Origin of the sequence: Streptomyces sp. NPDC051218 (genome assembly GCF_044455475.1) — a bacterium.
Classification (GTDB): domain Bacteria; phylum Actinomycetota; class Actinomycetes; order Streptomycetales; family Streptomycetaceae; genus Streptomyces.
Genome location: NZ_JBITEU010000012.1, coordinates 103,735 through 116,425, shown reverse-complemented (window position 1 = coordinate 116,425; position 12,691 = coordinate 103,735). Strand labels below are relative to the sequence as shown.

The 12,691-nt window shown below is 70.5% G+C and carries 11 protein-coding genes; 10 read left to right on the top strand and 1 reads right to left on the bottom strand.

Annotated features, from left to right (window positions below):
- The first annotated feature begins 28 nt into the window (after positions 1-28).
- The 3 genes from ACIBCK_RS32630 (at position 29) to ftsH (ending at position 6,349) form a co-directional block, all read left to right on the top strand.
- Positions 29-2,470: a [protein-PII] uridylyltransferase gene (locus ACIBCK_RS32630; protein WP_399396328.1), complete on the top strand. Its 2,442-nt coding sequence runs from the start codon at positions 29-31 to the stop codon at positions 2,468-2,470.
- 278 nt (positions 2,471-2,748) lie between these two features.
- Positions 2,749-4,302 carry a signal recognition particle protein gene (gene ffh / locus ACIBCK_RS32625; RefSeq protein ID WP_399396126.1) on the top strand — a complete coding sequence of 518 codons (1,554 nt, stop codon included), beginning with the start codon at positions 2,749-2,751 and terminating at the stop codon, positions 4,300-4,302.
- Positions 4,303-4,408: 106 nt separating this feature from the next.
- On the top strand, positions 4,409-6,349 hold the full coding sequence (gene ftsH / locus ACIBCK_RS32620; RefSeq protein ID WP_399396124.1) for an ATP-dependent zinc metalloprotease FtsH: 1,941 nt from the start codon (positions 4,409-4,411) through the stop codon (positions 6,347-6,349).
- A 64-nt stretch (positions 6,350-6,413) separates the two neighbouring features.
- On the opposite strand, the gene ACIBCK_RS32615 is transcribed toward ftsH, so the two are convergent.
- Complete coding sequence (locus ACIBCK_RS32615) at positions 6,414-7,277, bottom strand: SAM-dependent methyltransferase (protein WP_399396122.1); 864 nt, start codon at positions 7,275-7,277, stop codon at positions 6,414-6,416.
- A gap of 226 nt (positions 7,278-7,503) precedes the next feature.
- On the opposite strand from ACIBCK_RS32615, the gene proS reads away from it, so the two are divergent.
- The 7 genes from proS (at position 7,504) to rplS (ending at position 12,674) form a co-directional block, all read left to right on the top strand.
- Complete coding sequence (gene proS / locus ACIBCK_RS32610) at positions 7,504-8,919, top strand: proline--tRNA ligase (RefSeq protein ID WP_399396121.1); 1,416 nt, start codon at positions 7,504-7,506, stop codon at positions 8,917-8,919.
- A gap of 272 nt (positions 8,920-9,191) precedes the next feature.
- Complete coding sequence (locus ACIBCK_RS32605; RefSeq protein WP_344525344.1) at positions 9,192-9,788, top strand: hypothetical protein; 597 nt, start codon at positions 9,192-9,194, stop codon at positions 9,786-9,788.
- Between the two features lie 209 nt (positions 9,789-9,997).
- Positions 9,998-10,435, top strand: a complete 438-nt coding sequence (gene rpsP, locus ACIBCK_RS32600; RefSeq protein ID WP_399396118.1) for a 30S ribosomal protein S16 — start codon at positions 9,998-10,000, stop codon at positions 10,433-10,435.
- 2 nt (positions 10,436-10,437) lie between these two features.
- A complete protein-coding gene (locus ACIBCK_RS32595) occupies positions 10,438-10,677 on the top strand; it encodes an RNA-binding protein (protein ID WP_030361979.1) in 240 nt (79 codons plus the stop codon).
- A 114-nt stretch (positions 10,678-10,791) separates the two neighbouring features.
- The gene (gene rimM, locus ACIBCK_RS32590) at positions 10,792-11,370 is read left to right on the top strand and encodes a ribosome maturation factor RimM (RefSeq protein WP_399396116.1); all 579 of its coding nucleotides are present in this window, start codon (positions 10,792-10,794) and stop codon (positions 11,368-11,370) included.
- Positions 11,370-12,191 (top strand): tRNA (guanosine(37)-N1)-methyltransferase TrmD, encoded by an 822-nt coding sequence (gene trmD, locus ACIBCK_RS32585; RefSeq protein ID WP_399396114.1) that lies wholly within the window; start codon positions 11,370-11,372, stop codon positions 12,189-12,191. The genes rimM and trmD overlap by 1 nt, the downstream gene beginning before the upstream one ends.
- A 132-nt stretch (positions 12,192-12,323) precedes the next feature.
- The gene (gene rplS / locus ACIBCK_RS32580; protein ID WP_160507458.1) at positions 12,324-12,674 is read left to right on the top strand and encodes a 50S ribosomal protein L19; all 351 of its coding nucleotides are present in this window, start codon (positions 12,324-12,326) and stop codon (positions 12,672-12,674) included.
- Positions 12,675-12,691 lie beyond the last annotated feature (17 nt).

Here is a 12,691-nt window from a genome sequence, read left to right as displayed (position 1 = left end):
CTGGAACAGGAGCTGCTGGGTGACGAGTGTGGACGACGTACGGACCGGTTCGGAATCGGAAGACTCCGGACCCAGCGGCTACGCGGCGGCCCGGCTGCGCCTCCTTCAAGGGGAGGCGCGGTCCGGGCCGCCGCGCCGTTCGGCCCTCGCCGACCTCACCGACGACTGGCTGACCGGCCTCTTCAAGGCCGCGGGTGCGCCACGGGGGGCCGCACTGGTGGCCGTGGGCGGGTACGGCAGGGGAGAGCTGTCGCCGCGCAGTGACCTCGACCTGCTGTTGCTGCACGACGGCAGTGCGGACGCCGGTGAGGTGGCGGCTCTCGCGGACCGTGTCTGGTACCCCATCTGGGATCTCGGCCTCGCACTCGACCACTCCGTGCGGACGCCCGCGGAGGCGCGCAGGACCGCGGGGGAGGACCTCAAGGTGCAGCTGGGGCTGCTCGACGCGCGACACATCGTGGGGGATCTCGGTCTTACCGCCGGGCTGCGTACAGCGGTGCTCGCCGACTGGCGGAACAGCGCGCCGAAGCGGCTGCCCGAACTGCGGGAGCTGTGCGAGGAACGGGCCGAGCGGCAGGGGGAGTTGAGCTACCTCCTGGAGCCGGACCTGAAGGAGGCCCGGGGCGGCCTGCGGGACGCGACCGCCCTGCGGGCCGTCGCTGCCTCGTGGCTGGCCGACGCGCCGCGCGAGGGGCTGTCCGATGCCCGGCGGCGGCTGCTCGACGTGCGGGACGCGCTGCATCTGACGACGGGGAGGGCCACGGACCGGCTCGCGTTGCAGGAGCAGGACCAAGTCGCGTCTGAGTTGGGCCTGTTGGACGCGGACACCTTGCTGCGGCAGGTGTACGAGTCCGCCCGCACCATCTCGTACGCGAGTGACGTGACGTGGCGCGAGGTGGGCAGGGTGCTGCGGTCCCGGTCCGTGCGGCCTCGGCTGCGGGCGATGCTGGGGGGCTCCAAGGGGGCGGCGGCCGAGCGGTCGCCGCTGGCCGAGGGGGTCGTGGAGCAGGACGGGGAGGTCGTACTCGCCCGTGCGGCCCGGCCCGAGCGGGATCCCGTGCTGCCGCTGCGGGCGGCTGCCGCGGCTGCGCAGGCAGGGCTGCCGCTGTCGCTGCACGCGGTGCGCAGGATGGCGGCGGCGGTGCGGCCACTGCCGACGCCGTGGCCCGCGGAGGCGAGGGAGCAGCTGGTGACGCTGCTCGGGGCGGGGCGTCCGACGGTCGAGGTGTGGGAGGCCCTGGAGGCAGAGGGGCTGATCACCCGGCTCCTTCCCGACTGGGAGCGGGTGCGGTGCCGGCCGCAGCGCAACGCCGTGCACACGTGGACGGTCGACCGGCATCTGGTGGAAACGGCGGTACGGGCCGCGGAGCTGACCCGGCGCGTGGGACGGCCCGACCTGCTCCTGGTGGCCGGACTGCTGCACGACATCGGCAAGGGCTGGCCGGGGGACCACTCCGAGGCCGGGGAGATCATCGCCAGGGACGTCGCGGCCCGGATCGGCTTCGACCGGGCGGACGTGGCGGTCATCGCGACCCTGGTGCGCCATCACCTGCTGCTTGTCGAGACCGCCACACGGCGGGACCTCGACGATCCGGCCACGGTGGGGGCGGTGGCGGACGCGGTGGGTTCGACCGGGACGCTCGAACTGCTGCACGCGCTCACGGAGGCGGACGCGCTGGCCACCGGCCCCGCGGCGTGGTCGGCCTGGCGGGGCTCGCTCGTCGCCGACCTGGTGAAGCGGGTGGGCGCGGTGCTTTCGGGGGAGGAGCCGGTGGCGGCGGAGGACGTCGCTCCCACCGCCGAGCAGGAGCGTCTCGCGGTGGAGGCGTTCCGCACGGGCGGGCCGGTGCTGGCGCTGCGGGCGCAGACGGAGGGAGCCGATGACGCTGCCGGGAATCCCGAGCCACTCGGGGTGGAACTGGTCATCGCGGTGCCGGACCAGCCCGGCGTGCTCTCCGCCGTCGCGGGGGTGCTGGCCGTGCACCGGCTCGCGGTGCGGACGGCGGAGCTGCGGGGGGTCGCTCTGCCGTCGGGTATCGAGGATTCGGTGCTGCTCCTGAACTGGCGGGTCGCTGCGGAGTACGGCTCTCTGCCGCAGGCGGCGCGGCTGCGGGCGGACCTGGTGCGGGCCCTGGACGGCTCCCTGGACATCGCGGCGAGGCTGGCCGAGCGGGACGCCGCCTATCCCCGGCGGCGGGGGACCGTCGCGCCGCCGGCCCGGGTGACCGTGGCCTCGGCGGGCTCTCGCCTCGCCACGGTGATCGAGGTACGGGCCCAGGACGCACCGGGCCTGCTGCACCGCATCGGCCGGGCGCTGGAGTCGGCGGGCGTGGAGGTACGGAGCGCGCATGTGTCGACGCTGGGGGCGAATGCGGTGGATGCGTTCTACGTGACGGGGGCGGGCGTGCCGCTGTCAGGGGAGCGGGCGGCGGGGGTGGCTCAGGCTGTGGAGGGGGCTTTGCGGGGGTAGGGGGCGGGCTCGGTTGGCTGTGCAGCGCCCTCTGTGGGCAGGCGTTCCGCAGGGCGGAACGGATGGGCACAGCCCGAAGCTGCGGGGTGCTCGTGAGCCAGTCGTACTCCCTGCGCCGGCAGCCGGTGGCGAAGCCGAGGCCGCCCCGACAACCCCCGCCCACCCGGCAGGGCACAGCGCCGTGGCGGTGCGGATACCCTGGAGGGCGACCCATCCGCCCGCCCCACGCTCGGCTCCGCGCGAGCGGGGCCCCTTCGACCCGAGGATTCGCGACCGCCGTGTTCGACACTCTCTCCGACCGCCTCGCAGCGACATTCAAGAACCTCCGGGGCAAGGGCCGCCTGTCCGAGGCGGACATCGACGCCACGGCGCGCGAGATCCGCATCGCCCTGCTCGAGGCGGACGTCGCCCTCCCCGTCGTCCGGGCCTTCATCAAGCAGATCAAGGAGCGCGCGACCGGGGCCGAGGTCTCCCAGGCCCTGAACCCCGCCCAGCAGGTCATCAAGATCGTCAACGAGGAGCTCGTCGGCATCCTCGGCGGCGAGACGCGACGCCTGCGGTTCGCCAAGAACCCGCCGACCGTCATCATGCTCGCCGGTCTGCAGGGCGCCGGTAAGACCACCCTCGCCGGAAAGCTCGGCCTCTGGCTCAAGGGGCAGGGCCACTCGCCGCTCCTGGTGGCGTGCGACCTGCAGCGCCCCAACGCCGTGAACCAGCTGTCCGTCGTCGCCGAGCGCGCGGGCGTCGGCGTCTACGCCCCCGAGCCGGGCAACGGCGTAGGTGACCCGGTCAAGGTCGCCAAGGACTCGATCGAGTTCGCCAAGACCAAGCAGTACGACGTCGTGATCGTCGACACCGCAGGCCGCCTCGGCATCGACCAGGAGCTGATGCAGCAGGCCGCGGACATCCGCGACGCCGTAAGCCCGGACGAGGTCCTCTTCGTCGTCGACGCCATGATCGGTCAGGACGCCGTCAACACGGCGGAGTCCTTCCGCGACGGCGTCGGCTTCGACGGCGTGGTCCTGTCGAAGCTCGACGGTGACGCCCGCGGTGGCGCTGCCCTGTCGATCGCGCAGGTCACGGGCCGCCAGATCATGTTCGCCTCGAACGGCGAGAAGCTGGACGACTTCGACGCGTTCCACCCGGACCGCATGGCGTCCCGCATCCTCGGCATGGGCGACATGCTCACGCTGATCGAGAAGGCCGAGCAGACCTTCTCCCAGCAAGAGGCCGAGAAGATGGCCTCCAAGCTGGCGAGCAGCAAGGGCAAGGACTTCACGCTCGACGACTTCCTGGCCCAGATGGAGCAGGTCCGCAAGATGGGCAGCATCAGCAAGCTGCTCGGGATGATGCCCGGCATGGGGCAGATCAAGGACCAGATCAACAACCTGGACGAGCGGGACGTCGACCGCACCGCCGCCATCATCAAGTCGATGACGCCGGGCGAGCGTCACGAGCCGACCATCATCAACGGCTCGCGCCGCGCTCGTATCGCCAAGGGTTCCGGCGTCGAGGTCAGCGCCGTCAAGAACCTGGTTGAGCGCTTCTTCGAGGCCCGCAAGATGATGTCGCGCATGGCCCAGGGCGGCGGAATGCCGGGCATGCCCGGGATGCCGGGCATGGGTGGCGGCCCCGGTAAGCAGAAGAAGAAGCAGAAGCAGGCCAAGGGCAAGCGGAAGTCGGGCAACCCGATGAAGCGCCAGCAGGAGGAGCGGGAGGCCGCCGCCCGCCGCGAGCAGGCGGCCCAGGAAGGCGGCGCCTTCAACCTCCCCGCGGGGCAGCAGGGGCAGAACTTCGAGCTGCCGGACGAGTTCAAGAAGTTCATGGGCTGAGGCCCGGTAGTTCGTACGCCGCCTGGGGCGCCCCTCTGCCGAGAGGGGCGCCCCAGGCGTTTTCGGAGCGGATGCCCGGCCCCGGTTTGTGTCGTAGCGTCCGGATATGAGCAACCCTGTGCCGCCGCGCCGGGCGCCCGACAAACCATGGCGCTCCGAGGGCGCGCCCGACCCCGAGCCCAAGCCGCCGCCGAAGAAGAAGATGCCGGGCGGGTGGGGCGGGCTCATCCTCACCGCGCTCATCGTCTACCTCATCGCCAACCTCGTCCTCTCGTTCTTCAACGACGGCGACGAGCCGACGATCTCGTACACGGAGTTCAGCAAGCAGGTCGACTCCGGGAACGTCACGAAGATCTACTCCAAGGGCGACGCGATCCAGGGCCAGCTCAAGAAGGAGCAGGAGAAGCCGGGTGATGCGAAGGGGAAGTACACCAAGTTCATCACCCAGCGCCCGGCCTTCGCCGACGACAAGCTCTGGGACGACCTGACCAAGCACGACGTCACCGTCACCGCCGAGCCCGTCGTCCAGGAGCGCAGCTTCCTCTCCAACCTGCTCATCTCGCTCGCCCCGATGCTGCTCCTGGTCTTCCTGTGGATCTTCATCGCCCGGCGGATGAGCTCGGGCATGGGCGGCGGCGCGGGCGGCATGCTGGGCCGCAAGGCGCCGCCCAAGCCGGTGGAGCTCGAACCCGGCGACAAGCGCACCACCTTCGAGGACGTGGCGGGCATCGACGAGGTCGAGGGCGAGCTCAGTGACGTCGTCGACTTCCTGAAGAACCCCGCCGCCTACCGCGAGATGGGCGCCAAGATGCCGCGGGGCGTGCTGCTCGCGGGCCTGCCCGGCACCGGCAAGACGCTGCTCGCGCGGGCCGTCGCCGGCGAGGCCGGGGTGCCCTTCTTCTCGGCGTCGGCGTCGGAGTTCATCGAGATGATCGTGGGTGTCGGCGCGTCGCGCGTACGCGAACTCTTCGCCGAGGCAAGGAAAGTCGCGCCGTCCATCATCTTCATCGACGAGATCGACACCATCGGGCGGGCGCGTGGCGGTGGCAGCGGGATGGGCGGACACGACGAACGCGAGCAGACGCTGAACCAGATCCTCACCGAGATGGATGGTTTCTCCGGCTCCGAAGGTGTCATCGTCCTGGCGGCCACCAACCGCGCCGACATCCTCGACCCCGCCCTGACCCGTCCCGGACGCTTCGACCGGGTCGTCACCGTCAGCCCGCCCGACCGGGGCGGACGCGAGGCCATCCTCAAGATCCACACCCGCGAGATCCCGATGGCGGACGGCATCGACCTCGCCCAGGTCGCCCGTACGACACCGGGGATGACCGGCGCCGAACTGGCCAACCTCGCCAACGAGGCCGCCCTGCTCGCGGTGAAGCGCAAGCAGAAGGAAGTGACGCAGTCCGACCTCTCCGAGGCCCTGGAGAAGGTCCAGCTCGGCGCCGAACGGCCGCTGATCATGCCCGACGAGGAGCGGCGGCGCACGGCGTACCACGAGAGCGGACACGCCCTCCTCGGCATGCTCCAGCCCGGCGCCGACCCCGTCCGGAAGATCACCATCGTGCCCCGGGGGCGCGCGCTCGGCGTCACGCTGTCGACGCCGGACTCCGACAAGTACGCGTACACGGAGGAGTATCTGCGCGGCCGGATCGTCGGCGCCCTCGGCGGCATGGCGGCCGAACACGTCGTCTTCGAAGTCATCACCACGGGCGCGGAGAGCGACCTCGAACAGGTCACCAACATCGCCCGCGGCATGGTCGGCCGCTGGGGCATGAGCGAGCGAGTGGGCCGTCTCTCCGCACTGCCGAACGACGCCCAGCAGGCCTACGGGCTCTCGGCCGCCCCCGGAACACTCGATGTGATCGACCACGAGATGCGCCGGATCGTCGACGAGTGCTACGAGAGCGCCTGCCGCCAGCTGAGGGACCACCGTGGCCAGTTGGACGCCCTGGCCGCGGCGCTCCTGGAGAACGAGACCCTGGAGGAGGAGGCGGCGTACCGGGTCGCCGGCATCACGCGACTCACCAAGGACGTCGACTAGGCCGCTTCGGTGACGGAGCGGCCGTACGGCTCACCCAGACACAGCGGAACCTGGAGCCGGCTCTCTACCGCGTACGCGCGATCAAGTACCGGAAGACATTCGGCATCCACACGGTCCCGTCCCGCCGCTTGTGCGGATGGAGGGCCTCCGTCAGCTCCTTGTCGACCTGTACCTGATCCGTCGCACCCACCGCCGCGTCGAACAGCCCCGTCGAGAGCAGACCGCGGACCGCGCTGTCCGTGTCCGCGTACCCGAAGGGGCACGCGACGCGACCCGAGCCGTCCGGCTTGAGGCCCGCCCGCTGGGCGACCTCCTCCAGGTCGTCACGGAGCGCGGGGCGCCAACTCCCCGTACTACGGAGCGGTTCGGCGAGCTTGGTCGCCACCTTCAGTACAGAAGAGGTCGCACACCGCTCCGGCGGGCCCCATCCCGCGAGGACCACCGGAGTGCCGCGCCCGGTCAGCGGGACGGTGGACTCCAGGAGGCCGGAGAGGCCTTCGGAGTCGCCCGCCACACAGCCGATCGGCTGGAACGCGGTCACCATGTTGAAGGTGGGCCTGTCCGGCCCCGAGACGTCGGCAGGGCCTCCTTCCACAAGCCGGGTGCCGCCCTGCGGCCGAGCGTCCGACCCCGTGTCGGGCAGCAGTCGCTCACGCGCCAGGGCGAGCCTTTCGGGTGCCGAGGGGTCGACGCCGGTGACCGACGCTCCCCGGGAAGCCGCCATCAGGAGGGCGAGTCCGGAACCGCAGCCGAGACCGAGAAGCCGTGTCCCGCCGCCCACGTCGAGTCGTTCGTACACCGCTTCATAGAGCGGGACCAGCATCCGTTCCTGGATCTCCGCCCAGTCACGCGCGCGTGCGCACCGGTCCACACCACGCGGGATCGTGCCCGCGCGGGGGAGGTGCGGCTGCGCGAGTGTTGGTGTCATCGAAAGCGCCCCAATCCGCCGAGAGTTGCTGGAGTGTCGTATTCAAACGGTTCGTCCGCCCCCGTGCAGTGCGCTCGCACTCCCCCCGTATGCCAGAGAACTCCGCATCCGTCGCGGCGTCCAGAGGTTGTGGGGCAATGCTTGCGTGCCACCGTCGTGCGCCCCCTGGAGGAATCGCGGAGAATTCAGTTCACCCTCTCCGGAGGCCGGCCGTACCATGCGCGCCATGGCTAAGGCACCCGTTCTCACACCCCGGGCGGAAGACTTTCCGCGCTGGTACCAAGACCTGATCAGCAAGGCCGAGCTGGCCGACAACGGCCCGGTGCGCGGCACGATGGTGATCAGGCCGTACGGCTACGGCCTGTGGGAACGCATGCAGCAGGACATGGACACCCGCATCAAGGAGACGGGTACCCAGAACGCGTACTTCCCTCTCCTCATCCCGCAGTCGTATCTGACAAGGGAGGCGGAGCACGTCGAAGGCTTCGCCCCCGAGCTGGCCGTCGTCACGCACGGCGGGGGCAAGGAGCTGGAGGAGCCGGCGGTCATCCGCCCCACCTCCGAGACGATCATCAACGAGTACTTCTCCAAGTGGGTGCAGAGCTACCGCGACCTGCCGCTCCTGATCAACCAGTGGGCCAACGTGGTCCGTTGGGAGCTGCGGCCCCGCCTCTTCCTGCGGACCTCGGAGTTCCTCTGGCAGGAGGGCCACACGGCCCACGCGACGTACGAGGAAGCACGCGACTTCGCGGCCCGCATCCACCAGGACGTCTACGGCGCGTTCATGCGGGACGTCCTCGCCATGGACTTCGTACTGGGCCGCAAGACCGCCCAGGAGCGCTTCGCGGGCGCCATCAACACCCTCACGCTCGAAGGCATGATGGGCGACGGCAAGGCCCTCCAGCTGGGCACGAGCCACGAGCTCGGCCAGAACTTCGCCAAGGCCTTCCACACCCAGTACCTCTCCAGGGAAGGCAAGCAGGAGCTCGTCTGGCAGACCTCCTGGGGCAGTACGACGCGGATGATCGGCGCCCTGGTGATGATGCACGGCGACGACAGCGGCCTGCGGGTCCCGCCGCGCCTCGCGCCGGTCCAGGCCGTCGTCCTCGCCATCAAGGGCGACGACGCGGTGCTCGCCAAGGTTCGCGAGATCGGCGACCGCCTCAAGGCCGCGGGCGTGCGCGTCCAGGTCGACGACCGCACGGACACCCCCTTCGGGCGCCGCGCCGTCGACTGGGAGCTCAAGGGGGTGCCGGTCCGCGTCGAGGTCGGCCCGCGCGACCTGGAGAACGGCACCGCGATGGTGGCCCGCCGCATCAGGGGCGGCAAGGAGCCGGTGGCGATCGACGCCCTGGCGTCACTGCTGCCCGCCGTCCTCGAAGAGGACCAGCAACTGCTCCTCGACCAGGCCCGCGAACGCCGTGCGTCCCGCACCTCGGAGGTCACCACCGTCGACCAGGCCGTGGAGGCCACCGCCGCCGGCGGCTGGGCGCGCATCCCCTGGGCCACGCTCGGCCCGGAGGGCGAGGCGAAGCTCGCCGAGCACTCCGTGTCCGTACGGTGTCTGGTCACGGAGGACGGGGCGGTGCCGGACGCCGATGAGACCCCGGGTAACGTCGCTCTGGTGGCCCGCGCCTACTGACGAGTGCGCCCGCGGTGGAAGCGCGCTCGCTCTCGGCACGCACGCCCGGCCGGGCAACACGGGCCCCGGTGTGACCGGTTGGCCTACGCGCGGGGGCGTACGCGCCACTACGTACCGGCTTGCCATGAGCTGCGAGGCTTCTATGCAGATCAGCGCACCCGCCCTCGTCCGGACGCATCAATGGCACATCAAGGGCAACTGACGGGTACGTGCAAATTATTTGGGATGCCCCGGAATGGAACCCCTGGGCATCCCGGCTCGTTGTTCACGACGTGAGCACGACACCACCTGTTCTCGCCGCAGAGCTGGCACAGGCGTGGGCCGATATTCAGCGGCACCACCCCGAGCTGCCCGATCTTGCCGCGCCCGAATCCCTGATCGGAGAGTCGTCGTCCGCCTGCGGCGCCGAACTCTCCTTCGAGCGACTGCTCCATGAGGCAGTCCATGGCATCGCCGCGTCACGCGGCGTACGCGACACCTCACGTGCGGGCCGCTATCACAACCGCAGATTCCTCGCGATCGCCGAGGAGCTGGGCCTCGACCACCCCGAGGAGCCGCATCCCAGCAGCGGCTTCTCGCTGGTCACGCTCAACCCCGAGGCCCGCAAGCGCTACCGCCCCACGATCGAGCGGCTCCAGCGTGCCCTCAAGGCGCACACCGCGGCGACCGCCGCCGACACGGCACGCAGCTTCCGGGGCCCGGCTGCCCGGCACGGCTCCTCCGGGGGCGGCGTCCGCGTCAAGGCGGTCTGCGACTGTGGACGCAATGTCCGCGTGGTCCCCTCGGTGCTCGCCCAGGCGCCCATCGTCTGCGGCGGCTGCGGCAAGCCCTTCCGTATCCCGGAAGTGGTCGGTGCCGTGGCGGGCTGACGGGCTGAGCTGGGGCTGCGTGGGCCGGGGTGCCCTGGCCTGGTTACGGACGCCCCGGCGGCGTATGGCACAATGGCTAGCTGTACTCGACAGCCGCATAGGAACCCTCTCGCCTCCGGCTGACGCGTCCATCGGGCACCCCGAGTACCGCAACCCCACGTGGCATCTCGTTGTGCCCAACCACGTCAAGACCAGGAGACACCACTCCAGTGGCAGTCAAGATCAAGCTGAAGCGTCTGGGCAAGATCCGTTCGCCTCACTACCGCATCGTCGTCGCCGACTCCCGTACCCGCCGTGATGGTCGGGCCATCGAGGAGATCGGTCTGTACCACCCGGTGCAGAACCCGTCGCGCATCGAGGTCGACTCGGAGCGCGCGCAGTACTGGCTCTCCGTCGGCGCTCAGCCGACCGAGCCGGTCATGGCGATCCTGAAGCTCACCGGTGACTGGCAGGCGCACAAGGGCCTTCCGGCCCCGGCGCCGCTGCTCGTCGCCGAGCCCAAGGACAAGCGCGCCGCGTTCGATGCCTTCACCAAGGGCCTCGAGGGCGACGAGGCGAAGGGTGAGGCCATCACCCAGAAGGCCAAGAAGGCTGACAAGAAGGCGGACGAGGCCAAGGCCGAGTCCACCGAGTCGACCGAGGCCTGAGCATGCTCGAGGAGGCTCTCGAGCACCTCGTGAAGGGCATTGTCGACAACCCCGACGACGTGCAGGTCGCCTCGCGCAACCTGCGCCGGGGGCGTGTGCTCGAGGTCCGGGTCCACCCGGATGACCTCGGCAAGGTGATCGGCCGCAACGGCCGTACCGCGCGCGCTCTGCGGACCGTCGTGGGCGCCATCGGCGGCCGCGGTGTCCGCGTCGACCTCGTCGACGTGGACCAGGTTCACTGAACCACAGGTAGCACCGGCACGGGCCGGGGAGGGCTTCTGGGCCTTCCTCGGCCCGTAGTCGTCTGTAGGCGCCTACGGGCCCCCTTCCGTAGGCACACGACAGGAGAGAGAGCAGTGCAGCTGGTAGTCGCGCGGATCGGCCGCGCCCATGGCATCAAGGGTGAGGTCACCGTCGAGGTGCGCACCGACGAGCCGGAACTGCGGCTCGGGCCCGGCGCCGTCCTCGCCACCGACCCCGCCTCCACGGGGCCGCTGACGATCGAGACCGGCCGGGTGCACAGCGGCCGTCTGCTGCTGCGCTTCGAGGGCGTACGTGACCGCACGGGCGCCGAGGCGCTGCGCAACACGCTCCTGATCGCGGAGGTCGACCCTCAGGAGCTTCCGGAGGACGAGGACGAGTACTACGACCACCAGCTGATGGACCTCGACATCGTCACCAAGGACGGCATCGAGGTCGGCCGGATCACCGAGATCTCGCACCTGCCCTCGCAGGACCTGTTCATCGTGGAGCGGCCCGACGGCAGCGAGGTGATGATCCCCTTCGTGGAGGCGATCGTCACCGAGATCGACCTGGAGGAGCAGCGGGCGATCATCGACCCGCCGCCCGGCCTGATCGACGACCGCGCGGAGATCGCCTCCGCCAGGGACGACGAGGGGTCTGCGGGGGACGAGTCCCCGAGGGACGGCGCCTGATGCGGCTCGACGTCGTCACGATCTTCCCCGAGTACCTGGAACCCCTGAACGTCTCCCTCGTCGGCAAGGCACGCGCGCGTGGCCAGCTCGACGTGAACGTGCACGACCTCAGGGAGTGGACGTACGACCGGCACAACACGGTCGACGACACCCCCTATGGCGGCGGCCCCGGCATGGTCATGAAGACCGAGCCCTGGGGCGCGGCGCTCGACGACGTGCTCGCCGAGGGGTACGAGGCGGGGGCCCACGGGCCCGTCCTGGTCGTCCCCACGCCCAGCGGACGCCCCTTCACCCAGGAGCTCGCCGTCGAGCTCTCCGAGCGGCCCTGGCTCGTCTTCACGCCGGCGCGCTACGAGGGCATCGACCGCCGCGTCATGGACGAGTACGCGACCCGCATGCCCGTCTACGAGGTGTCGATCGGCGACTACGTCCTCGCGGGCGGCGAGGCGGCCGTCCTGGTCGTCACCGAGGCCGTGGCCCGGCTCCTGCCCGGAGTCCTGGGCAACGCCGAGTCCCACCGTGACGACTCCTTCGCGCCCGGCGCCATGGCGAACCTCCTCGAAGGTCCCGTCTACACCAAGCCTCCCGAGTGGCGCGGTCATGGCATTCCGGACGTGCTGATCAGTGGCCACCACGGCAAGATCGCACGCTGGCGCAGGGACGAGGCGCTGCGGCGAACGGTCCGCAACAGGCCCGATCTCATCGAGCGCTGCGACCCCGCGGTCTTCGACAAGAAGGACCGCGAGATGCTCTCGATCCTGGGGTGGCGTCCGGGTCCCGACGGCCGATTTGGGCGAGACCCCGAGGCCGTGGAACAATAGGCCGCTGCTGTACGTCCAGCGCGCGCCCCTGCCACAGGGGGAACGACGCCCGCCCGACGCGAACAGCTATCGAATCCTCATCACGAATCTCCCGCTGATGACCTGTGGCATCAGTGAAGAAAGCAGACGATCATGGCTAACCTGCTCGACTCCGTCGACAGCGCTTCGCTGCGCACCGACATCCCGGCCTTCCGCCCGGGTGACACCGTCAACGTCCACGTGCGCGTCATCGAGGGCAACCGCTCCCGTGTCCAGCAGTTCAAGGGCGTAGTCATCCGTCGCCAGGGTGCCGGCGTGCGCGAGACCTTCACGGTCCGCAAGGTCTCCTTCTCCGTCGGCGTGGAGCGCACCTTCCCGGTGCACACCCCGATCGTCGAGAAGATCGAGCTCGTCTCCCGCGGCGCCGTGCGTCGCGCGAAGCTGTACTACCTCCGTGAGCTGCGCGGCAAGGCCGCGAAGATCAAGGAGAAGCGCGACAACTGAGCTCGCGCACGGGTCCA